Genomic DNA, 22,702 nt, shown 5'->3' on the forward strand with positions numbered 1-22,702 from the left:
TCAACGGGAGCCTCCGTGCTGCGCCAGCTGCGATCCGAGGCTGTCGGCATCGCGCGCTTGGTCGCGCGCGGAGCCACTGATGGCATCGGGGGTGATCTGTTGTTGGATGCGAGCGGCCTGCAATGCGTATTCAGCTTGCAGGGTGCTAATGCGCGCCTGCATCAGGGCATGGCGCAGTGCCAGTTCATGCTGCGCAGCTGGCTCGGAACTGGCCGGGTGACCAGGATGGCCAGTGTGAGGCTCGAGCAAATCGACCCCATGCCCGGTCAGAGAAAAGGGACGGCTTTCGCTTGAATGCGCCATGCCGCGCGATTTGATGATATCCAGTCGGCGGATGCGATACCCGTCAACATCTGTGGCTGTGAGTGCAATCCAGGTATCGATCAGCGAGGAGATGGCTACGTCGGTGCGCTCGGCCGCCTCGCCGCCCGTCGTCAGGCTGGTGAAAAAGCCGGTGATGCCTTCAAGCTTGAGATAGTCGAGCATGCGCATCAGCATGGCTTTGACTTCGAGCAGTTGTTTGTATTCGGTGGACTCGAGAAAGCTGTTGAGTGGATCTAGTATCACAATCTGCGGCGCAAAGCTGGTGATGGCCTTATGCATGAGCGCAAGGTGCATCTCCAGGCCGGTAAAGGACGGCCGGGTTGCGTGAATCTGAAGTTGGCCCTGCGCCATGCAGGGTGACAGATCAATGCCGATGGATTCAAGATTGCGCTGGATCTGGCTGGCAGATTCTTCAAAGGCGAAGTAGAGCACGCGCTCGCCGCGCTCGCAGGCGGCGGAGGTGAAGTGACCGGAAAGGCTGGTTTTTCCAGTCCCGGCAGTGCCTGACAACAGTATTGAACTGCCGCGAAAAAAGCCCTGGCCGCCAAGCATCTCGTCGAGTCGCTCCACGCCGCTGGAAATTCGCTCGCGACTGGCCTCATGTGCCAGGGTCACCGAGGTGACGGGCAGAATGGAAATGCCATCGTCGTCGATCAGGAAGGGATAATCGTTGGTGCCATGACTGGAGCCACGATACTTCATCACCCTTAGCCGGCGGGTGGAGATGAGGTTGTTAAGCTCATGACTGAGCACGATGACGCAGTCAGAGACATACTCTTCAAGCCCGTGGCGCGTCAGGGCGCCGTCGCCGCGCTCTGCGGTGAGAATCACGGTGATGTCGCGCTCTTTGAGCCAGCGAAACAGCCGGTGCAGTTCGGCGCGCAGAATGCCCGGGTCGGGCAGGCTGGAAAACAGCCGCTCCAGGGTATCGAAAGCCACGCGCCGGGCGCCGACGCGAGCGATGGCATCGGCCAAGCGCAGGAAGAGCCCATCGAGATCGAAATCGCCGGTGGCCGCTGTCTGCTCCGGATCGATCATGACTTCATCGACAAACAGACGTTTTTCCGCCAGCAGGTGCGACAGATCAAAGCCAACCGAGGCGACATTGGCGCACAGCTCGGCCATGCTTTCCTCGAACGCCATAAAGACGCCAGGCTCGCCGTATTCGGTCGCGCCGCGAACCAGGAATTCCATGGCCAGCAGCGTCTTACCGCAGCCAGGACCACCACAGACCAGGGTCGGCCGACCGGCGGGAATGCCGCCACCGGTGATTTCATCCAGACCCTGGATGCCGGTTTTGGCTTTTTTGACGGTTGTTTTGGAGCAGGACATGGTGGGCCGGGAACCTTCTGGGCAGCTAGCAAAATGATCGCTAGTTTACCACTCACTTCGGCTCAGGCTGCACCAGATCGATGCGGGGTCGATAGGGGGCGCTACGAATCGGAGGGAAAGTCTGCCGGCGGCCTGACTACAAGTCGGGCTGCCGACAGGCAGGAATTATTGAAGAATGCAGAATGGGCGGCCCAGGGTGTTTTCCGTCATCGAAAAGAACCGAGCGGGCGCGCAGGGGCGAATTGCTTCGCCCGTCAGATCGCTAGCCAGCGAAATTCTGACTCACAAAATCCCAGTGAATCTTGTCCCAAATGGCCTCAAGGTACTTCGGCCGCGCGTTGCGGTAGTCGATGTAGTAGGCATGCTCCCACACATCAACGGTTAGCAGGGCGGTCTTGCCTTCAGTCATGGGCGTGGCGGCGTTGGAGGTGTTCATGATCTCCACGCTGCCATCGGCGTTCTTCACCAGCCAGGTCCAGCCGGAGCCGAAATTGCCGGCTGCCGAGGCTGAGAACTGCTTTTTGAACTCATCGAAGCTGCCAAACTTGGCGTTGATCGCATCGGCCAGAGCGCCACTGGGTGCGCCGCCGCCGCTCGGGCTCAGGCAGTTCCAGTAGAAGCTGTGGTTCCACACCTGGGCGGCGTTGTTGAAGATGCCGCCCGAGGCTTTTTTGATGATGTCTTCGAGCCCGAGACTCTCGAATTCAGTGCCCTTGGTCAGGTTATTGAGGTTGGTGACGTAGGTCTGGTGATGCTTGCCGTAGTGAAAATCGATCGTCTCGGCCGAAATGACGGGTTCGAGGGCGTTCTTCTCGTAGGGCAGGGCGGGGAGTTCGTGTGCCATGATGGACCTCCAAAGTCGGTGTCGGACAGGGATGGATAAGTTGAGTTCAAAAGGTATGCATCGACTTTGGGAACTCAAGGGGGGCTTCACGGCGGCATTCCTGCCGCAGTGCCCCTGGGAGCGCTACCTGGCCCAAAACAGAAAACGTATTTGCTACAGAGAGGCACGAAATGTGACGCAACAGTCTGAGCGACAGGCGGTCACTTTTCTGATTGCGATAGCCGAGGGATGCGCGCTTTGGGTTTAAGATAGTGGTCTTCTGTTGGCTCTCATGTTCTAACACCTTATGAATCCACTGAAACGCCTCGCTGCCCAGACGGCCATTTATGGTGTCAGCAGTGTCTTTGGACGCTTTCTGAATTACCTGCTGGTGCCGCTTTTCACCTACAGCTTCGCGCCGGCGGAGTACGGGGTGGTGGCGGAGTTTTACGCCTACATGGGCTTTCTGGCGGTGCTGCTGGTGTTTGGTTTGGAGACGGGGTATTTCCGTTTTCGCGCCGCTGATCCGGAGGCGGCTGGAGTGGTCTATGCCACTGTGGTGCGGGCGCTGCTGGTGGCGAATGGGGCCTTTCTGCTCGCGGCCCTGCTCTGGCGGCAGCCGGTGGCGGATCTGCTGCGCCATTCGGCACATCCGGAGTATATCCTGTGGACGGCGGCCATTGTGGCCATGGACTCCATTGGCGCGGCAGCCTTTGCGCGGCTGCGGGCGGAGAATCGCGCTGCGCGTTTTGCCACCATTAAGCTGATCGAGATCGGCGCCAATATCGGGCTGAATCTGTTTTTTATTGTGCTGTGCCGCGAGGCCTTCGCGGCCGATCCGCAATCCGCGCTCGGGCGGCTGTGGCTGCCGGAGATTGGTGTTGGTTATGTGTTCATTGCCAATCTCGTGGCCAGCGCGCTCAAGTTGTTGTTGCTCAGCCCGCAGCTGCTTGGCGCCCTGCGTGGCTTTGATCGGCAACTGCTCAAGCGGCTACTGCGCTACTCGCTGCCGTTGGTGGTGGTGGGCATGGCCGGTATTGTCAACGAGATGCTTGACCGCGCGGCGCTCAAGTACCTGCTGCCCTATGACAATGCCACCAATATGGCGCAGCTCGGTATTTATAGTGCCTGCTACAAGCTGTCGATTCTGATGGCGCTCTTTATTCAGGCCTTTCGCTATGCCGGGGAGCCGTTCTTTTTTGCTTATGCGAAAGAGAAAAATGCGCGCGCGACCTATGCCCTGGTGCTGCATGGATTTGTGATTTTCTGCGTCGCGATCTTTTTGCTGGTGAGTCTGAATCTGGATGTTTTTCAGTATTTTGTCGGCGCAGCCTATCGCGAAGGGCTGAGCGTGGTGCCGGTGCTGCTGCTGGCCAATCTGCTGCTTGGCGTCTATGTGAATCTGTCCATTTGGTACAAGCTGACGGATCGCACCCTGCTTGGGGCGGCGGTGTCTTTGGTGGGTGCCGGAGTGACTGTGATGATGCTGTTGTGGCTGGTGCCAACCCATGGCTACGAGGGCGCGGCCTGGGCGCATTTGGCCTGCTATGGGGTGATGGTGGTGCTGTCTTATCTGCTGGGACGGCGTTTCTTTCCGGTGCCCTATGATCTCAAGCGGGTGGTGGGTTATCCCTTGTTGGGGCTTGGCATGCTGCTACTCGATCACTTCTGGTTCCCGCCGCAGTTGGGCGATGGCCTGGCGCTGACGCACTGGCCAGTGGCGGCGGGTTGGCTGTTGGTGTTTGCGCTCTTTGTGCTCTTGATGGAGGGGCGGGGGGTTAGGCGTTATCTGGCAGCGACGGGTGAGGCGCCCGCAGCGGCGGACGCCGTGCGGGTGAGTCGGCCAATGCAGCCGCCCCTCCAGCCGGCAATGCAGCCGACCGCGTTGTCGGTGGAGCAGGGATTTGATAACGTAGCGGCTCGCGACGGGGCGCAGGTCGCCGCCCGCATTCATGACTCACCCTCCATACAGGCTCCCATGAGATCCAAGCTGATTTTTGTCACCGGCGGTGTTGTGTCTTCGCTCGGGAAAGGAATCGCCTCGGCGTCCCTGGGGGCGCTGCTTGAGGCGCGCGGGCTCAAGGTCACCATGATTAAGCTCGATCCCTACATCAATGTGGATCCTGGCACCATGAGTCCTTTTCAGCATGGCGAGGTCTATGTCACCGACGATGGCGCGGAGACGGATCTGGATCTCGGCCACTATGAGCGCTTTCTGCGCACCCAAATGGGGCGCAACAATAATTTCACCACCGGACAGATATACGAGTCCGTCATCCGCAAGGAAAGACGCGGCGATTATCTTGGTCGCACCGTGCAAGTGATTCCACATATCACCGATGAGATCAAGGACAGTATTCGCCTCGGCGCCAACGCGATGAAAGGCTTGGCAGGCCGGTCTGCCGACGGGCCAGAAAACATTGCTCCGCCCGACATTGCTCCGGCCGACATCGCGATGGTCGAGATTGGCGGCACCGTGGGTGACATCGAGTCGCTGCCCTTTCTTGAGGCCATCCGCCAGATGCGCGTCGAACTGGGGCGCGAGCATGTGCTCTTTATGCATCTGACGCTGGTGCCCTACATTCGCACCGCCGGTGAGATCAAGACCAAGCCGACTCAGCATTCGGTCAAGGAGCTGCGTTCTATCGGTATTCAGCCGGACATTCTGCTGTGCCGCGCCGAGCAGCATTTGCCGGATGACGAGCGGCGCAAGATCGCGCTCTTCACCAACGTGGGCGAGGAGGCCGTCATCTCGGCGGTGGATGCAGACAATATCTATCGGATTCCCTCACTGTTGCATGCCCAGGGCCTCGATGAACTGGTAGTCAAGCAGTTTGGGCTCGATGTTCCGCCAGCGGATTTGTCCGAGTGGGATGCGGTCTTGCGCGGTTTCGAGACGCCGCGCGACCGGGTCGTCATCGGCATGGTTGGCAAGTACATGGACCTGACCGAGGCTTACAAGTCGCTGTCTGAGGCTCTGGCTCACGCCGGAGTGCATGCGCAGGCGCAGGTTGAAATCCGCTATCTTGATTCCGAGGAGATTGAGCGCTCGGGCACCGGCGCGCTGGATGGCCTGGATGCCATTCTGGTGCCCGGGGGTTTTGGCGAGCGCGGCATTGAGGGCAAGATTGCCGCCGTGCGCCATGCGCGCGAGCAGCGCATTCCCTATTTGGGGATTTGTCTCGGCATGCAGGTGGCGGTGATCGAATACGCGCGCAATGTTGCTGGCCTTGAGGGCGCGCACAGCACTGAGTTTTTTAGCGACACCCCGCATCCGGTGATCGCCCTTATTACCGAGTGGGCGACCGAGGCCGGCACGCGCGAGCGCCGCGATGCCAGCGCCGACAAGGGTGGCACCATGCGCTTAGGCGGGCAAAACTGCCGGCTCGAGCCTGGCAGTTTGGCGCGCGGAATTTATGGCAGGCATCAGGTTCGCGAGCGCCATCGCCATCGCTATGAATTCAATAATCAGTATCTGGATCCAATGAAGGACGCCGGTCTGCGCTTTTCGGGGTGGTCGCTCGACGGGCGCTTGGTGGAGATTGTTGAAATTCCGGATCACCCCTGGTTCATCGGCTGTCAGTTCCACCCTGAGTTTACATCCACGCCACGCGACGGCCATGCGCTCTTCCGCCGCTTTATTGAGGCGGCGCGTGATTACCGACGCGCGCGCGCTGGGTGACTTTGGATATGAACCTCTGCGGCTTTGAAGTCGGCCTTGATCAGCCGCTGTTTCTGATCGCTGGCCCCTGTGTAATTGAGAGCGAAGGGCTGGTGTTGGAAGTGGCAGCCGAGCTCAAGGCGGTTACCGAGGCGCTGGGTATCCCTTATGTTTTCAAGGCATCCTTCGATAAGGCAAATCGGTCATCCATCGATAGCTTTCGTGGGTTAGGCTTGGAGACCGGGCTGCGTATTCTTCAGCGGGTGCGCAGCGAGGTTGGGGTGCCTGTGCTGACCGACGTGCATGAGGATACGCCGCTCAGCGAAGTAGCCGATGTGGTCGATAAACTGCAAACGCCGGCCTTTTTGTGTCGGCAGACCAATTTTATCCAAAATGTGGCCGCGCAGGGCAAGCCGGTAAATATCAAGAAGGGTCAGTTCCTGGCGCCCTGGGACATGGCGCAGGTGGTGCGCAAGGCGCGTCAGACTGGCAATGAGCAGATTCTGGTGTGTGAGCGCGGTGTGAGCTTTGGGTATAACAACCTGGTCTCAGACATGCGCGCGCTGGCGGTGATGCGCGAGACCGGCGCTCCTGTGGTGTTTGATGCAACCCACTCAGTGCAGTTGCCGGGCGGGCAGGGCCATGCCTCCGGTGGGCAGCGGGAGTTTGTGCCTGTGCTGGCGCGTGCGGCGGTGGCGGCTGGGGTGTCGGGTCTCTTCATGGAGACCCACCCGAACCCGGAGCAGGCCAAGAGTGATGGGCCCAATGCCTGGCCGTTGGGGAAAATGCGCGATTTGCTGGAGATATTGGTGGGCATTGACCGGCTGGTCAAAGCGGGGGACTTGGCTGAAGCCTCTTTGATTGGGGCTGCCGTTGGCCGCGTGTGAGCAGACAAAGGGTCATTCCGTTAAGTAGGGATTTGGCGGTCAGCTTCTAGCCCAATTGGAGCTGTTTTGTAAAATTTGTTTGATTCGGTGCGTGAAGCCGAAATGCAGGCGAATCAAGTCGCCTCTGCCTTGTTAATCGCCGCCAGACAGCTTTGCATCCAAACCCGATTTTCGATTTTTCATCATTTCACTTTCTGGAGCATTCACCATGTCTGAAATTGTCGAAGTCCGCGCGCGGGAGATTCTCGACTCGCGCGGCAATCCGACCGTTGAAGCCGATGTTATCACCGCCGATGGCGCGATTGGTCGTGCTGCCGTGCCTTCGGGCGCTTCGACCGGTTCGCGTGAGGCACTCGAGCTGCGCGATGGCGATAAATCCCGCTACGGCGGCAAGGGCGTACTCCATGCTTGCGCCAATATCGGCGGAGAGATTCGCGAAGCGGCGCTGGGCATGGAAGTGTCGGATCAGGTCGCGCTTGACGAGCGCATGATCGCACTTGACGGCACCGAGAACAAAGGCCGCCTCGGTGCCAATGCCATTCTTGGTGTGTCTATGGCGGCCGCCCATGCTGCCGCGCAGGAAAAAGCCCTGCCGCTGTATCAGTATCTTGGCAATGGCAACTATCGCCTGCCGGTGCCCATGATGAATATCATCAATGGTGGGCAGCATGCCGATAACAGCGTCGATTTTCAGGAGTTCATGATTTTGCCGGTGGGTGCGCCGAGCATCCGCGAAGCGGTGCGCTATGGCGCCGAGGTTTTTCATGCACTCAAATCCGTACTCAAGGGGCGTGGGCTGGCTACCTCTGTGGGCGACGAGGGTGGTTTCGCGCCCGATCTGCCGTCAAACGAGGCGGCGATTGAGGTCATTCTCGAAGCGATCGAGAAAGCCGGCTACAAGGCGGGGCAGGACATTTACCTCGGCATGGACGTGGCGGCGTCTGAGTTCTACGAAAACGGCCGCTACAATCTCAAAGGCGAGGGCCGCACCTTGGATGCCGCCGGCATGACGGATCTGATGCTCGAATGGTGCGCCAAGTATCCCATCATCAGCATCGAGGACGGCCTGGCCGAAGGCGACTGGGATGGCTGGAAGGATCACACCGAGCGACTTGGCGCGAAGGTGCAGGTGGTGGGCGACGATCTTTATGTCACCAATACCAAAATCCTCCAGGAAGGCATCGACAAGGGCATTGCCAATTCCATTCTGATTAAGGTCAACCAGATCGGCACTCTGACCGAAACGCTGGCAGCGATCAACATGGCCCATGGTGCCGACTACACCGCCGTGGTCTCGCATCGTTCGGGCGAGACCGAGGACACCACCATCGCCGATCTGGTCGTCGCCGCTGCGACCGGGCAGATCAAGACCGGCTCCCTGTCGCGTTCTGATCGCGTCGCCAAGTACAACCAGCTGATGCGTATCGAGGATCAACTTGGCGATAGCGCGGTCTACGCCGGGCGCTCGGCGTTTCGGTATCTGTAACGTGGTGCGGATCGGAACACAGCGCGCGCTATGACTTCGATACGCTGGCTGGTGCTGGTTCTGCTTGCCTTGTTCGGGCTGCTGCAATACCGCCTGTGGGTGGGGGAGGGCAGTCTGGCGCAATTGCATACGCTAAAGGGGCAGATTGGCGAGCAGCAGGTGGAACTTGATCGCCTGCGCGCGCGCAATCAGGCGCTGATTGCCGAAGTGGAAAGTCTGAAAACCGGCTTGGCGGCTATTGAAGAGCGCGCCCGTTTCGATCTCGGCATGATCCAGGACGGCGAGCTGTTTCTGCAGATCATCGAGAAGTCGGCCGCCGAGCGCGCGCGCCGTCGCGCCGAGCCGGCGGGGGAGCACTGATGGCATCAGTGGGCCAGACGGCCCGGCAGTCGGCTCAGGTGGCCGCTGCCTGCTGGGTACTCATCCCGGCAGCCGGCGTCGGCCGACGTTTCGGCGCCGCCCGGCCCAAGCAGTATCTGGAACTCGATGGGCGCCGGGTAATCGACCGCGCGCTTGACTGCTTTCTGGAACATTCCGGCATTCGCGGTTGCGTGGTGGTGCTGCATCCGGATGATCCCTATTGGCCAGAAGGTCCCCATGCGGATCATCCCGGCGTGCTGCGCGCCGATGGCGGAGCGGAACGCTGTCACTCGGTGCGCAATGGGCTGGACGCGCTGGCGGCAGTGGCTGATGAACAGGACTGGGTGCTGGTGCACGATGCCGCCCGGCCCTGTTTGAGGCGCGCGGACTTGGACAGCTTGTTGGCGGTGCTGGTGAGAGAACCCGTGGGCGCGCTGCTTGCGGTGCCGGTGCACGACACCGTCAAGCGCGCCAACCCTGAACCAGCTGCCAATGCGGCGGCACCAGGGGCAGTTCTGACTGCGGATGTTCTGCCGCGAACTGTGTCGGTCGCCGAGACAGTGCCGCGCGCTGACCTCTGGCGCGCCTTCACGCCCCAGGCCTTCCGGCTCGGGCAGCTGAGACAGGCGCTGGACTTCGCCTTTGCCCATGATCAACTGGTGACCGACGATGCCAGCGCCATCGAGCTGCTCGGACTGAGCCCACGCCTGGTGGAAGGCCACAGCGATAATATCAAAATCACGCGCCCCGAGGATCTGGACCTGGCGCGCTTTTATCTCTCGCAACAGGCTGAACAAGCCAAACAGACACAACCGGAGTCGGCATGCTGATCGGGCAGGGAATTGACGTGCATCGTTTCGCCTCGGGGCGGCGACTGGTGTTGGCCGGGGTCGAGGTCGCGCACGAATTCGGGCTTGAGGCCCATTCCGATGGCGATGTAGTAATTCACGCCCTGTGCGATGCCCTGCTCGGCGCTGGCGGCTTCGGCGACATCGGGCATCATTTCCCGGACAATGATCCGGCCTTCAAGGATATCGACAGCCGCGTGCTGCTGCGCCGGGTGATGGAAACGCTGGCAACGCAGCAACTGTCCCTGGTCAATGCCGACCTGACCATCGTCGCTCAGGCGCCCAAGCTCGCCCCGCATATCGCGGCGATGCGCGCCTGCCTGGCCGGTGACATGGGCTGCCCTCCGGCACGGGTCAACATCAAGGCCACCACCAGCGAGCGGTTGGGTTTCACCGGGCGTGGGGAGGGCATTGCGACTTTCGCCGTGGTGTTGCTTGAGCATCCACCGGGCTTTCTGGACTGAGTTCCGGTTGTCATGCGCGGCATGGAAAGCCCGGCCATTTCTGCTGAGCTCACGCGCCTTATCGGCTTTGAGCATCTGCCGCGCGCGCATGGTCCAGCGCTGATCCATGGGCGGCTGCGTGCCGAGCCCGAGGACTTTGCCGTCGCCGAGACCTTGAGTTTCGAGCCGGACGATCAGGGCTCGCACTGGCTGCTACAGGTTCGCAAGACAGGCGCCAATACCGAGTGGGTGGCGCGGCGCCTGGCCGCGCTGTCCGGCGTGGCGGTGCGCGACATCGGCTATGCCGGCCTCAAAGATCGCCAGGCGGTGGCGACTCAGTGGTTTTCGCTGCCCCTGGGCGAGGGGCCGGCGCCAGACTGGTCGCCGCTCGTCGCCGAGGGGGTCGAAGTGCTGGATTGCCGCCGTCATGGCCGCAAGCTGCGGCGTGGAGCCGTCGCCTGGAACAGCTTCGAGCTGCGCCTGCGCGAGTTGTCCGGCAATCTCGATGCCCTGCCGGCGCGTCTGTCCGCTATGGCATCTCAGGGCGTGCCAAACTATTTCGGCCCCCAGCGCTTTGGCCGTGATGGGGGCAATCTGGCGCGTGCCCATGGTCTGCTAACCGGTCACTCGGGTGGCGGTCGGCGCCTGTCGCGGCATCAGCGTGGTCTGCTCTTGTCAGCCGCGCGCTCGGCGTTGTTCAATCAGGTACTGGCGCGGCGGGTGGAGCTTGGGTCCTGGAATCGGGCACTACCTGGCGAGCGGCTGCAGCTGGCGGGAAGCCATTCGCATTTTCTGGCTGAGGTGATTGATGACAGCATCGCCGGGCGGGTGGCGAGCGGGGATTTGTCGCCCACCGGGCCGCTGTGCGGGACGGGCGAGTCTCTTGTTGGGGGCGAGCTGGCCGCGCTAGAAACCGAGGCTTTGGTGCCCTGGGCGGGCTGGATCGAGGGCCTTGGCCGCGCGGGTTTGCGTGCTGAACGACGCGCGCTGATTCTGCGCCCACAGGATTTGTGCTGGGAGATGGAGGAGGGGGCTTGCCTGCTGTTGAGGTTCCGCCTGCCGGCGGGTGCTTATGCGACCTCGGTGGTGCGCGAGTTGGGTGATTGGTTGGAGCCGGCAAGCGGCAGAATCGACGCTGCCAGTGCTCCGTGACGGTGCAATCCGGACGGTTGGACCTTAACCGTGAATTTCATGGATTTAGTTGCCGGGGTGGCCGGGTCTATGAGCCTTAGTGTGTGCCGTCCCGCCTGCGGCGGCGCTGGGCTTTGTCCGGGTTGCGCAGCAGCACATAGAGCGCGCCCGTGCCGCCATCGTGGCGCGGGGCGGAGCAGAAGGCGAGTACCTCGGTGCGCAGCCGCAGCCAGTAGTTGAGTTTGCGTTTGAGCACTGGCGGGCGGTCGGGTGAGCGCGCGCCCTTGCCGTGAATAATCCGGGCGCAGCGCACGCGCCGGGCGCGGCAGTCGGCGAGGAATTCGCGCAGCGTTGCTTGGGCGTGGGCGGCGGTGAGGCCATGCAGATCGAGTTCGAGATCGACTGCGATGCGCCCGCGTTGCAACTCGCCAAGCACCCGGTGCTGCACGCCGGGCTGGGCGTAAAGCAGGTACTCGGGGGTGTCGATTTCATGTTCCGACAGCCGGCGTTCCTCGGTCTCGTCAGCCTCTGGCGGGCGCGGTCGTGGAATGGGGGGCGGGCGTTCCCGATAGGGCACGGGAGCTTCAATTGCGAGCGGCTGGGCATCATCAACGGCTTGCCGAAAAAGCTCGAAATCAGACTCTTGAACGGTTTTTTTCATCTGATGTGTGATAGATTGATGCTCAAGCCTGGGGCAGTATAGCAAGGGGTGCGGCAATGGCTTGGCGCCCTTTATGCCGAACCCCTTTGAGATTTCGGCTCGTTTTGGGCCGGGTGACGGCAACAGGGGGCGCCGTGAATACCTCCCTGTAGGCTTCCCGGCGGCATCCCTGATCTAATCAAGGGCCGCCGAGACTCCCGTGGCCGTCACCCGACCCAAAAACAGAAAACCATTAGTTTTCGATTGGTATACCCTGAATCACAAGTGACTCATCGGCAGGGATAGCGCTGCATCATGAACCTTGAGGTTGAAACGACAGATTCATCTTCCGCAGTGGCGCCGCGCCATGCGCCTGGGCTTGCAGATGGGTGGCATCCATGAATATCCTTCTCAGTAACGATGATGGCTACCGGTCCCCCGGGCTGCACGCGCTCGCCGGGGCGCTGTCGCGTTACGCGAGTGTGACTGTGGTAGCGCCCGACCGGGATCGCAGCGGGGCCAGTCATTCGCTCACGCTCGACACCCCGGTTCGCGCCGAGCGGGTCGAGCCCGGCCTGTATCGTGTGTTTGGCACCCCGACCGACTGCGTGCATTTGGCGCTTTCGGGTCTCCTCGAGTCTGGATCAGATTTTCCGCCAGATCCGGCGCCGGATCTGGTCGTTGCCGGGATCAATCACGGGCCGAATCTTGGCGACGATGTGATCTACTCAGGCACAGTGGCGGCCGCAACCGAGGGTCGTTTTCTTGGCCTGCCGGCGGTGGCGGTCTCGAGCAGCGCCTTCGAGCCCCGACATTTGGATACGGCTGCTGAGATTGCTGCGCGCCTGGTCGCGCGCCTCGGTGAGTCGGACTGGGGCACAAGCGCCGCACAAGCGACTGCCAAGCGAAACATAGAACTGCCAGAACAATGGCAAGCCGCGCTCTTTCAAGGACAGATGATTCTCAACCTGAACATTCCCGACCTTCCCGCCACCGAGATCAATGGCCTGCGTGCCACCCGGCTGGGCAATAGGCACAAGTCGGAGCCCATGATCCGCGCCGAGGACCCGCGTGGCCGGCCTGTCTATTGGGTGGGTCCGCCCGGACCGGAGCAGGACGCTGGCGAGGGAACCGATTTTGCCGCAGTGCGCGATGGCTACATCTCGGTCACGCCGCTACAGGTGGATCTCACCCGCCATAGTGCCGTGGCTGCGCTGGACGCCTGGCTGGAGGGTCTGCGGTGATCGAGCCCCAAAAGAACCCGGCCTTTGAGCGCGAACCCCTTGCGCTGCGCGGGCGGGATCGTCTGCTGGCCCGGCTGGAAGAAGACGGCATTCGCAACCAGCAAGTCTTGGAGACTCTGGCCGGGATTCCCCGGCATCTGTTCATCGACGAGGCCCTAGGCACCCGCGCCTACGAGGACTCGGCCCTGCCCATCGGCCATGGTCAGACCATTTCCCAGCCCTATATCGTTGCGCGGATGACCGAACTGTTGCTGGAATCCGGTCCCTGCTCCACAGTGCTGGAGATTGGCACCGGGTCGGGTTTTCAGACCGCCGTGCTGGCGATGCTGGTGCGCCGGGTCTACACAATTGAGCGGCTCGCCGCCCTCTGGGGTCTTGCCGAACCGCGGCTACAGACGCTGAAATTGCGTAATGTGCGCTATCGCCATGGCGATGGTCGCCTCGGCTGGCCGGAAATGGCGCCTTTTGATGGCATCCTTATCACTGCCGCTTCCGAGGGTATCCCCCGATGCCTGGCCGAGCAACTCTCTCCCGGCGGCTCGATGTTGCTGCCGTTGGTCGTGGGCTCGCAGCAGCGACTGGTGCGCCTGACCCGGACTCGTACCGGCTTCCGGCACGAAGATCTGGAGCCGGTCATGTTCGTCCCGTTACTCGGAGGAGTTGGCTGATGCGGCTGTTTTCAGCGCTTTACACCCGGGTCATGCGTTGGTCGGAGCATCGGCACGCGCCCTGGTACCTTGGCGCCTTGAGCTTCTCGGAGTCGTCTTTCTTCCCGATACCGCCGGATGTGATGCTGGCACCCATGTGCCTGACGCGCCCGCAACGTGCCTGGTGGTTTGCGGGTTTGACCACCCTGGCCTCGGTTGCTGGCGGTTTGCTCGGCTATCTGATCGGCCGCCTGGCCTTCGATCTGGTCGAGCCCATTGTCGGCCCGGGCGGCCATTATGCCGAGGCCTTCGGGCAGGCGCAGGACTGGTTCGAGCACTGGGGTATTTGGGCGGTGTTTTTGGCCGGCTTCTCGCCCATTCCCTATAAGGTGTTTACCATCACGGCAGGCGTTGTGGGCATGGCCTTGGTTCCATTCGCCATCGCCTCGGCCATTGGGCGCGGTCTGCGGTTTTTCATGGTTGCGGCGCTGATGGTCTGGGGTGGCGCGCCGATGGAAGCGCAGTTGCGCCGTTACGTTGACTGGATTGGCTGGTTGGTGGTTGTGGCTATTGGGCTCTTTGTGCTCATCAAGGTAATTCTCTAAGGTTTGACTCATGGTGTTGGCTGCTGATATCAGTCGCAGGGACAGATGGCTAGCCAGATCGGCGGGCGTCGGCCATGGGCGCAGCCGGGTGATGGCCGTGAACTGGCGCGCGGGTCTGACATGCATCGCGCTGGTGCTGGTTGCATTTATTGCCGGTTGCAGTGGCGGTGGCGTGCTGGCTCCGGTGGAAAGCCGGGATGGTTACGGCCCCGCACCGCGCGGCTATTACCGCGTTCTGCGTGGCGATACGCTCACGGGCATTTCCAGGCGCACCGGGCATTCGGTTTCGACGCTCGCGGCCTGGAACGATCTCGGGCCGCCGTACCGGATTCATGCCGGGAGCTTATTGCGGGTAGGGCCCACGCGCGCGCAGCGCGGGCGGCCCGCGACAATCGCGGCAGGAAGTGGTCGGGCCGAAAGGCCGAGTGCTGCGCGATCGGACGAAAAGCCGCAGACAGCGTCAACGGCATCCCAATCATCATCAACAAAGGCTACTGCGGCTGGCAGTGCCGCACGTTCTAGCGGCGTGACCTGGCAATGGCCGGTCAATGGCGCGGTTGAGCAGAGCTACCGGGCTGGTGATCGCAGTCGCCAGGGTATCCGCATCGCGACATCGCCGGGCGCCAAGATTGGCGCTGCTGCCAAGGGCAGCGTGGTCTATAGCGGCAGCGGACTCAAAGGCTATGGCAATCTTGTCATCATCAAGCACAATGACCACTTCTTGAGCGTCTATGGCTTCAATCGTCAGCTTCTTGCCAAGCAGGGTGATCGGGTCCGTGCCGGTCAGGTCATCGCGGAGGCCGGTCAGGCGCCAAATGGCAAGTATCTGCTGCACTTTGAAATTCGCCGTGATGGCGCCACTGTTGATCCGCTCGGCTATTTGCCGAAACGCTAACGAAGAATCGCGCGCATGATGTTTTTGGTGTCTAGCCTGGCAGCCCCTTCGATGACCGTGGCGAGCGTGGGAGGCACCCGTGGTCGCTAGAAAGATCGAGGACGATATGCCCGATGACCTGGCTGCGGACGAGGACCAGGACGAGCTGCTCAGTGCGCAGGATGAAATGGAGGACGAGGATTTGCTCGTCGAAGAACAAAAAAAGTTGAATGGGGGCAGAGGTGAAAACGGCTTCACCCCAGGAGGGGGCGATTTCGACGCAACCCGGCTGTACTTAAACGAAATTGGCGGCTCGCCCCTGCTAAGTGCCGAGGAAGAAATTCACTACTCGCGCCTGGCCAATCAGGGCGACGAGGAGGCCCGGCGTTGCATGATTGTGAGCAATCTGCGGCTGGTGGTGAAAATCGCCCGGCGTTACCTCAATCGTGGCCTGCCATTGCTCGATCTGATCGAGGAGGGCAACCTTGGCCTGATGCGCGCGGTCGAGAAGTTCGACCCCGAGCGCGGTTTCCGCTTCTCGACCTACGCCACCTGGTGGATTCGCCAGACCATTGAGCGCGCGATCATGAATCAAACCCGCACGGTGCGGCTGCCGATTCATGTGGTCAAGGAGATCAATATCTACCTCAAGGCCGCACGCGCCTTGTCGCAACAGCTTGATCATGAGCCAACCGACGAGGAGGTGGCCGAGTTGCTTGATCGGCCCATCTCCGACGTCAAACGCATGCTGGGGCTGAACGAGCGCATCGCCTCGGTCGACACCCCGCTGGGCAAGGATGCGGACAAGCCGCTGGTCGATATGCTGGAGGATGATTCACTCGACGACCTGAGTGACTACATCCAGGATGATGACGTGCATAGGAAGCTCGAGCGCTGGCTGGATAAACTCAACGACAAGCAGCGCGAAGTGGTCGAACGGCGCTTCGGACTGCATGGTTACGAGCATTCAACACTTGAGCGGGTCGCCCACGAGCTTGGTGTCACGCGCGAACGAGTGCGCCAGATTCAGATGGACGCCCTGCGGCGACTGCGCCAGACCCTTGAACGCGAAGGTTTTTCGTCCGAGGCATTCTTTCGCTAGACCGGATGATGCGGTCGCATCATCGGGTTGGCACAGCGCGCGGGCTACCCGCGTCGTTCAGCCAAATCCATTTTCGTGATCAGCTGTGCGATCCCAATGGCCGATCTGGCATCGGGCTTTACTGCGCTGGCGACCCATCCTTGGCGTCTTGCTCCGCCGCTGTCGCAGCCGAAGCCTGGGTTGACTGAATCGTTTCCAGGCGATCCCGCCACTGCTGTAAATGCTTGGCCAGTGGGATCTCCGGGTTCCAATACATCCAGGCCAGCAGCAGCGCTAACAGGCCAACCACCAGTAGTATCGCGCGCGCCCATTCGCGTGGGCCACGAGCACTGGCGCGGCTGGCAGCGGTGCCGAGTGCGAGTCGCGCCCCTTGCGGCAGCCGCGCGGTGCGGGTCAGGGTGCTACCGAATGGGATATTGATCTTTGCGCGGGTATTCACGGCCCAGCCGTTGCCATCAAGCAGCGGGCCGAGATTGCGTTGATGCAGCTTGAGAAAGGCCAGCAGCATCGATGGACCCGAGATCAGCAGCATCAGGCCCGCGATGTCGATCGGCAACTCCCACCATTGCATCTCCAATAGTCCGCCAAAAATCGACGCCAAGGCCGTGCCGATTGCGCCGATGGCCAGGCCAATGGCGGCGAAGATGCCGGCGAACCTGGCGATGTCGAACGGCGACTTGGCCGGCGTGCCGGCTTGGGCATGGGCGGTCAACTCGCTAATCGTCTTGAGACTGCCGTCGTCAATGGCCTTGTCACGCTCGCTCGAGAAGCGCTCGACCCACTGAGCGATTGCACGCCCCACGCGTCGATAAGGTAACCAGGCAGCCTCGCCGACGCTGATAGGATGGGTGACCACCTTGATCACGGTCGCATCCCAGTCACGATCCTGGCGGTCATAGAAAATACCGTTGCGCCCAACCATGAGGTTGCGGGCATGGCCATTGGTCACGGCCGCGACGATGGTCATTTCATCCTCACCATCGCGTCGGCGACAGCGACAGTAGACGAGGAAGGTTTGACTCAGTGTTGCCAGCTCGCCGTGGGCGTTAGGGTCCTGAACGCGGATGCACAGGTCGCAGCTGCGCCCGTCCAGATAAAGGGTACCGGCCTGGAAAACCGCGATGCGCCCTGGGGTGTAGAAGTCCTGGAGTGACACATAGCTCTGCAGCAGGGTATCGAGATGCTGGTGGTAGTGCACCAGCCTGTTCACGTCCAGGACAGCATCCGCCAGACTGGCGGCTTTGCAGTCCTCGACAATGAGTGAATCGAGCGCGGCGCGGGTTTGCTGGTGCAGAAGCTCCCTGACGCGCGCCGGGCCAAGCGGTGCAACTGGCGACGCGCTCGACTTGGCTGCCCAGTCGCAATAGCCCTCGAATGCTGCGGTGATCTCTTGCCATTGGGCCTCGCTCAGGTGGTCACGCTCGCCGAGCAGGGGCGTGATCACGCGGGTTCTGAATGCCTGGACCGCAGCGGCCCAACGCGGGTTCAGCCCGTCCACCAGGGGCAGCTCGGCCCCTCGGGTGATGCGCGCGATGGGAAACTCGGCGAGGCTATCGGCATGCGCGGAGAGAGTCGCCTTGGCGAGCGCGGCATAGTCCTCCTCGGCGGGGTTCAGATGGTCGGCCGCGCTCGCATCGAAAGCAGCGAGGCGCACGCGCGTGAAGAAATCATCGATCTTGGCCTGCACCGACGCCAACGCGGCGAAAGCCTGCGGCGTGTCGTCACCCAGCGGCAGGCGCTGACCGTCATCGGCGTGGGCCTTTTCCCACCAGACCAGATAGGCCTCCGCGGCATCGAAGAAACGCTCACTCAGAGTTTGATCAATGCCATCCTGCCCGGACCGGTCCGGCACAGAGCCGACACAGGCGATGATGTCTTCAATCGCGGCGCTCAGGGCTGGCTCCTCTGCGGTATTGGGCGTGACCACTCCGTCCCCGTTGAACCGGGTGCTAGCGAGAATGCGCTGCGACTCAGCGGTATGCTCAGCGGTGATTGCCTGTGCCTCCTGCTCCCCCAGAAAGTCGAGGATATGCCGTGCCGCAGTGCGCAAGGTGAGGCCTTCCGGATGGCTGTCGTCGATTGCATCCAGGGGCAAGGCTGCGGCGCGCGAGAACAGGTCTGCCGGGTCTTTCAGTCGGTGACAGACCCAGGCGACGGCCTCGATCAGATCCTGCGCCCTGACACGACCGTCACCGTTCGAATCGAGCAGCTCCAGCGTCTGCTGATCAAACTCCAGGCCGGTGGTTGGGCAGCTCAGGGTGGCCCAGAGTTTCTGATCAAGCTCACCGAGTTGTCTTAGATCATCGGCGCTCTGGAGCAAGACCTGGTTGAAGCTGCCGACCCGGGCAAAGCGCCAGCGATGAGGGGGCTGAGGTTCCTTGGTGGTATCTGCCATCGGTCGTGATCGCTCCTCGTTCATGGTCCCTGCGTTCTGAAATCTTTGCGGAAGATGATAGCCTTGTTGCCTGCGGCCTCAATCAGATGCGTGGGCGTTGAGGACGCAGTGCTGGGCCTGATGCCTCATGCGGTGGGCGGCTGCCATTGCAAAGCTTGAGTATTTGACTCGAGTATCTTGACTTTCAGGCGCTGATGAATTGTGATTGAAGAGGCTGAAAAAACGCGCGGTCAGGGCCCATCTGCCGGTCCTCGCTGATGTTTGATGTTACCCGATTAGGGGCTCAATCGGGGCAGGTTGGCTGCGGCTTATCATTGTTTCGGTTCCGTCGCGCTCCTTCAGCTCCTGGCTGGTGATCGCTTGCGCGATACGCCAGATTCTCGGTTCCGCAGTCGTTTTTGTGGAGGAGTTTATGGAAGCAACGGCGGACAGCGCGGCCGAGCGCAAGTACGACTTCGACGTCGTGCGCTGGTTTACCATCATGGCGGTGGTTTATTTGGTCTTTGGCGCATCAGTCGGCGTCTATATCGCCTCAGAACTGGCTTGGCCCTGGCTAAATTTCGACAATCCGCTCATCTCCTTCGGGCGGCTGCGCCCGGTCCATACCAATGCCGTCATCTTTGCCTTCGGCGGCTGTACTCTGATGGGCACGGCCTTCTATACGGTGCAGCGCACCTGCGGCGTACCGCTGTGGAGCAACAAGCTCGCCTGGTATACCTTCTGGGGCTGGAACCTGGTCATCGTTCTGGCGGTGCTGACGTTACCGTTCGGCTTTACCCAGTCCAAGGAATACGCCGAGCTGGAATGGCCAATCGATATCTTGATTGCGGCGGTCTGGCTGGCGTTTACCTTCAATTTCATCATGACCATCGCGCATCGCAAGAGCTCGCACATCTATGTGTCGAACTGGTTCTTCCTCGGCATGATGGTGATGATCGTCTACCTGCATGTGGTCAACAGCCTGGCCATCCCGGTGGGGCTGTTTAAGTCCTACAGCCTGTTCTCCGGCGTGCAGGACGCCATGATCCAATGGTGGTGGGGGCACAATGCGGTCGGCTTTTACCTCACCGCCGGGTTCCTCGGCATCATGTACTACTTCGTGCCCAAACAGGCGAACCGGCCGGTTTACTCCTACCGGCTGTCGGTCATTCACTTCTGGGCGCTGATGTTCGGCTACGTCTGGCTCGGCGCGCACCATCTGCAATACACCGCGCTGCCGGACTGGACTGGCTCGCTGGGGGCGGCCGTATCCATCGCCATGATCATCCCCTCCTGGGGCGGTGCGGTGAATGGCATGATGACGCTCTCGGGTGCCTGGGACAAACTGCGCACCGACTATGTGCTGCGGTTTTTGATCATCGCGCTGGCCTTCTATGCCATGTCGACCTTCGAGGGACCGGTGATGGCGCTCAAGACGGTCAATGCCCTGTCGCACTACACCGACTGGACCATTGGGCATGTGCACTCAGGTGCGCTTGGCTGGGTCGCCGGAGTTTCCATTGGCGCCATTTACCATTTAATGACGCGGCTGTGGCATACCCGGATATGGTCTGAGACGCTGATTAATGTCCATTTTTGGACGGCGACCATCGGCACGGTGATTTACATCGTGGCCATGTGGGTGGCCGGCATTATGCAGGGCCTGATGTGGCGCGCCTACGACGATTACGGCACCCTGGCCTACACCTTTGTCGAGTCAGTCGCGGCCATGCACCCTTACTACGCGATGCGCGCGGTCGGTGGCGCCATCTTCCTGTTCGGCGCCACGGTGATGCTCTTTAATGTGCTGATGACGGTGTGGAAGTCCGCTTCCGAGGGCAGTCTGCGCGAGGCGCGCGGACCCCTGGTTCCAGTGGCGGTCTGACAGCGTTCGGTTCAGGAGAATTACGCCATGGCGAAGACCAAAGCCGCACAGCGCGGAGTGCAGGATTTTCTCGAGCGCAACATCTGGGGCCTGCTGATCATGACAGCCATTGTGCTGTCAGTCGGCGGCATCGTTGAGATCGTGCCGCTGTTTTACCTAAAGGACACCGAGGAGGCCAACCGCTTCCCGGAAATCGTCTGGGAGGAGGCCGGCAAGACGCCCATCGTCACTGTCGATGACAATGGCCGGGAGGTCTGGAACTGGAAAGCCGGTGACGGCATCCGGCCCTACACTTCATTGGAGTTGGCGGGGCGGGATATTTATCAGCGCGAAGGTTGTTATCTGTGCCATTCCCAGCAGGTGCGCCCTTTCCGCGACGAGCGCGAACGCTATGGGCATTATTCCCTGGCGTCTGAATCCATGTTCGATCACCCCTTCCAATGGGGATCGAAGCGCACCGGCCCCGATCTTGCCCGTGTTGGTGGTAAGTACTCGGATCAATGGCAACGGCAGCATTTGCGCGATCCGCGTGCGGTGGTGCCGGAGTCCATCATGCCGGGTTATCCCTGGCTTGATAAACGCATGCTCAAAGGCAAGCGCCAGCGCTGGCGCATGCACGGATTGCGTGCAATCGGCGTGCCTTACGCGGATGAGGACATCAAGGGTGCTCCGGCGCTGATGGCTGACAAAACTGAGATGGACGCCCTAGTCGCCTATCTTCAGGTGCTCGGCACCATGGCCAACCTGAAACCAGGGGTGGATTATCGTGAATAGCCTGGCTGAGTATTTTCATACCGACTGGCAGGCCATGACGCTGACCGACTGGTACGGCACCTTGCTGACGGTGGCCATCACGGTGCTCATGGTCGTGGCCTATTTCCAGGTATTCCGGCCCAAGAATCGCGAGGCGCTGGAAGCAAGAAAATATCTCCCCTTTGAAGAAGACGCGGTTGAGGCAGACCCAGTCGGGGCAGATCGGGTTGATGGCAAAGACGACCGCAGCGGAGGTGGCCATGGCTGACGAGAATCCATTCCCCGGCGAGAACAACACCGGCCATTTCTGGGATGATAACCTGCGCGAGCTGCGTAACCCGCCGCCGCGCTGGTGGATGAACGCCTTCTGGCTGTCCATCGCCTGGTGGGTACTCTATGGCCTGCTCTATCCCATGTGGCCGACACCGCCCTGGAAGCTTGACCAGACCGAGCAACAGCACACCGAGGGGATGCTCGCCTGGAGTTCCATCAAGGAGTTCAAAGAGGGCATGGCGCAGGTTGAGGAGGTGCGCGCCGAATATGAGAATCGCATCGCGCAGATGTCGGCCGAGGAAATTCTCGCCGACCCTGGCCTGCTGCAATACACCCTGGCGTCATCCAAGGTAGTCTTTGGCGATTATTGCGCGGCCTGTCATGGCAGTGGCGGTCAGGGCAATCCCGGCTACCCGGTGCTGGCCGATAACGACTGGCTGTGGGGCGGCACGCTCGGCAAGATCACCGAAACCATCAACGGCGGTCGCAAGGGCAACATGATCGCCCATCAGAACATTCTCAGTGAGCAGGAAGTCGACACTCTGGCCCAGTTTGCGGTCGATCTGAGCGAGGGCCGGGAGGCAAGTGCCGAAGCTTGGGGGCTCTTTAAAACCAAAGGCTGCTTCGGCTGCCATGGCCCCGAGGCAAATGGCGTGATCGGCACCCTGCCGAATGGGGATGTCATCAGCGTGGGCGCGGCCAATTTGACCGACCGGTTGTGGCGTTTTCGTCCGGGTGGATTTGAGAGTGCCAAACACACCATCCTCTATGGCGTGAATCAAGCCGGTGTCGAGCAGACGCGCGACGCGGTGATGCCCAAATTCGGCGGTGATGGCAGTGCGGCAGGGCGCCTGGATGAAAACCAAATCAAAAAGCTGGCCGTCTATGTGCACGAACTTGGCGGCGGTCAGTAATCTGCCTGGGATCTGAACTTGACGAAGAGCCGCATCCGGGTCAGACCTAGGCCATATCATGGCTTAATCCAGTAAGACTGCCAATGTTGAGACCAG

The 22,702-nt window shown here is 61.2% G+C and carries 20 protein-coding genes; 16 read left to right on the forward strand and 4 right to left on the reverse strand.

What is annotated here, in order from left to right; genetic code table 11:
• Positions 1-1,656: a circadian clock protein KaiC gene (gene kaiC, locus Thiofri_RS09425; RefSeq protein WP_009148415.1), complete on the reverse strand. Its 1,656-nt coding sequence runs from the start codon at positions 1,654-1,656 to the stop codon at positions 1-3.
• Between the two features lie 262 nt (positions 1,657-1,918).
• Positions 1,919-2,500: a superoxide dismutase gene (locus tag Thiofri_RS09430; protein ID WP_009148416.1), complete on the reverse strand. Its 582-nt coding sequence runs from the start codon at positions 2,498-2,500 to the stop codon at positions 1,919-1,921.
• A 1,957-nt stretch (positions 2,501-4,457) separates the two neighbouring features.
• Between Thiofri_RS09430 and Thiofri_RS09440 the strand changes: the two genes are divergently transcribed.
• From Thiofri_RS09440 to truD, 7 genes are all read left to right on the forward strand, one after another.
• Positions 4,458-6,161 carry a CTP synthase gene (locus Thiofri_RS09440; protein ID WP_223296761.1) on the forward strand — a complete coding sequence of 568 codons (1,704 nt, stop codon included), beginning with the start codon at positions 4,458-4,460 and terminating at the stop codon, positions 6,159-6,161.
• Between the two features lie 8 nt (positions 6,162-6,169).
• Positions 6,170-7,027, forward strand: coding sequence for a 3-deoxy-8-phosphooctulonate synthase (gene kdsA, locus Thiofri_RS09445; RefSeq protein WP_009148419.1), 858 nt, complete (start codon positions 6,170-6,172; stop codon positions 7,025-7,027).
• Positions 7,028-7,235: 208 nt separating this feature from the next.
• Positions 7,236-8,513, forward strand: a complete 1,278-nt coding sequence (gene eno, locus Thiofri_RS09450) for a phosphopyruvate hydratase (RefSeq protein WP_009148420.1) — start codon at positions 7,236-7,238, stop codon at positions 8,511-8,513.
• A 30-nt stretch (positions 8,514-8,543) separates the two neighbouring features.
• Positions 8,544-8,873: a cell division protein FtsB gene (gene ftsB / locus Thiofri_RS09455; protein ID WP_009148421.1), complete on the forward strand. Its 330-nt coding sequence runs from the start codon at positions 8,544-8,546 to the stop codon at positions 8,871-8,873.
• Positions 8,873-9,703 carry a 2-C-methyl-D-erythritol 4-phosphate cytidylyltransferase gene (gene ispD, locus Thiofri_RS09460; protein ID WP_009148422.1) on the forward strand — a complete coding sequence of 277 codons (831 nt, stop codon included), beginning with the start codon at positions 8,873-8,875 and terminating at the stop codon, positions 9,701-9,703. The genes ftsB and ispD overlap by 1 nt, the downstream gene beginning before the upstream one ends.
• Positions 9,697-10,185, forward strand: coding sequence for a 2-C-methyl-D-erythritol 2,4-cyclodiphosphate synthase (gene ispF / locus Thiofri_RS09465; protein WP_009148423.1), 489 nt, complete (start codon positions 9,697-9,699; stop codon positions 10,183-10,185). Before ispD ends, ispF begins: the two co-directional genes overlap by 7 nt.
• Before the next feature lie 12 nt (positions 10,186-10,197).
• Positions 10,198-11,316, forward strand: a complete 1,119-nt coding sequence (gene truD, locus Thiofri_RS09470; protein ID WP_009148424.1) for a tRNA pseudouridine(13) synthase TruD — start codon at positions 10,198-10,200, stop codon at positions 11,314-11,316.
• Positions 11,317-11,392: 76 nt separating this feature from the next.
• On the opposite strand, the gene Thiofri_RS09475 is transcribed toward truD, so the two are convergent.
• On the reverse strand, positions 11,393-11,956 hold the full coding sequence (locus tag Thiofri_RS09475) for a Smr/MutS family protein (protein ID WP_009148425.1): 564 nt from the start codon (positions 11,954-11,956) through the stop codon (positions 11,393-11,395).
• 377 nt (positions 11,957-12,333) lie between these two features.
• Between Thiofri_RS09475 and surE the strand changes: the two genes are divergently transcribed.
• The 5 genes from surE (at position 12,334) to rpoS (ending at position 16,407) form a co-directional block, all read left to right on the forward strand.
• A complete protein-coding gene (gene surE / locus Thiofri_RS09480) occupies positions 12,334-13,179 on the forward strand; it encodes a 5'/3'-nucleotidase SurE (protein ID WP_009148426.1) in 846 nt (281 codons plus the stop codon).
• Positions 13,176-13,847 (forward strand): protein-L-isoaspartate(D-aspartate) O-methyltransferase, encoded by a 672-nt coding sequence (locus Thiofri_RS09485; RefSeq protein WP_009148427.1) that lies wholly within the window; start codon positions 13,176-13,178, stop codon positions 13,845-13,847. Before surE ends, Thiofri_RS09485 begins: the two co-directional genes overlap by 4 nt.
• The gene (locus tag Thiofri_RS09490) at positions 13,847-14,431 is read left to right on the forward strand and encodes a YqaA family protein (protein ID WP_009148428.1); all 585 of its coding nucleotides are present in this window, start codon (positions 13,847-13,849) and stop codon (positions 14,429-14,431) included. Before Thiofri_RS09485 ends, Thiofri_RS09490 begins: the two co-directional genes overlap by 1 nt.
• A 91-nt stretch (positions 14,432-14,522) precedes the next feature.
• Positions 14,523-15,326, forward strand: a complete 804-nt coding sequence (locus Thiofri_RS09495) for a peptidoglycan DD-metalloendopeptidase family protein (protein ID WP_040855721.1) — start codon at positions 14,523-14,525, stop codon at positions 15,324-15,326.
• 79 nt (positions 15,327-15,405) lie between these two features.
• A complete protein-coding gene (rpoS, locus tag Thiofri_RS09500; RefSeq protein ID WP_009148430.1) occupies positions 15,406-16,407 on the forward strand; it encodes an RNA polymerase sigma factor RpoS in 1,002 nt (333 codons plus the stop codon).
• A 118-nt stretch (positions 16,408-16,525) separates the two neighbouring features.
• Here rpoS and Thiofri_RS09505 read toward each other — a convergent pair whose 3' ends face one another.
• A complete protein-coding gene (locus tag Thiofri_RS09505; RefSeq protein WP_009148431.1) occupies positions 16,526-18,802 on the reverse strand; it encodes a hypothetical protein in 2,277 nt (758 codons plus the stop codon).
• Between the two features lie 412 nt (positions 18,803-19,214).
• On the opposite strand from Thiofri_RS09505, the gene ccoN reads away from it, so the two are divergent.
• The 4 genes from ccoN to ccoP are packed head-to-tail and all read left to right on the forward strand — an operon-like array spanning position 19,215 to position 22,606.
• Complete coding sequence (gene ccoN, locus Thiofri_RS09510) at positions 19,215-20,666, forward strand: cytochrome-c oxidase, cbb3-type subunit I (protein WP_009148432.1); 1,452 nt, start codon at positions 19,215-19,217, stop codon at positions 20,664-20,666.
• 27 nt (positions 20,667-20,693) lie between these two features.
• A complete protein-coding gene (gene ccoO / locus Thiofri_RS09515; protein WP_009148433.1) occupies positions 20,694-21,440 on the forward strand; it encodes a cytochrome-c oxidase, cbb3-type subunit II in 747 nt (248 codons plus the stop codon).
• Positions 21,433-21,687 carry a cbb3-type cytochrome c oxidase subunit 3 gene (locus Thiofri_RS09520; protein ID WP_009148434.1) on the forward strand — a complete coding sequence of 85 codons (255 nt, stop codon included), beginning with the start codon at positions 21,433-21,435 and terminating at the stop codon, positions 21,685-21,687. Before ccoO ends, Thiofri_RS09520 begins: the two co-directional genes overlap by 8 nt.
• On the forward strand, positions 21,680-22,606 hold the full coding sequence (gene ccoP, locus Thiofri_RS09525; RefSeq protein WP_009148435.1) for a cytochrome-c oxidase, cbb3-type subunit III: 927 nt from the start codon (positions 21,680-21,682) through the stop codon (positions 22,604-22,606). The genes Thiofri_RS09520 and ccoP overlap by 8 nt, the downstream gene beginning before the upstream one ends.
• Positions 22,607-22,702 lie beyond the last annotated feature (96 nt).

Origin of the sequence: Thiorhodovibrio frisius, assembly GCF_033954835.1 — a bacterium.
GTDB classification, from domain to species: Bacteria; Pseudomonadota; Gammaproteobacteria; order Chromatiales; family Chromatiaceae; genus Thiorhodovibrio; species Thiorhodovibrio frisius.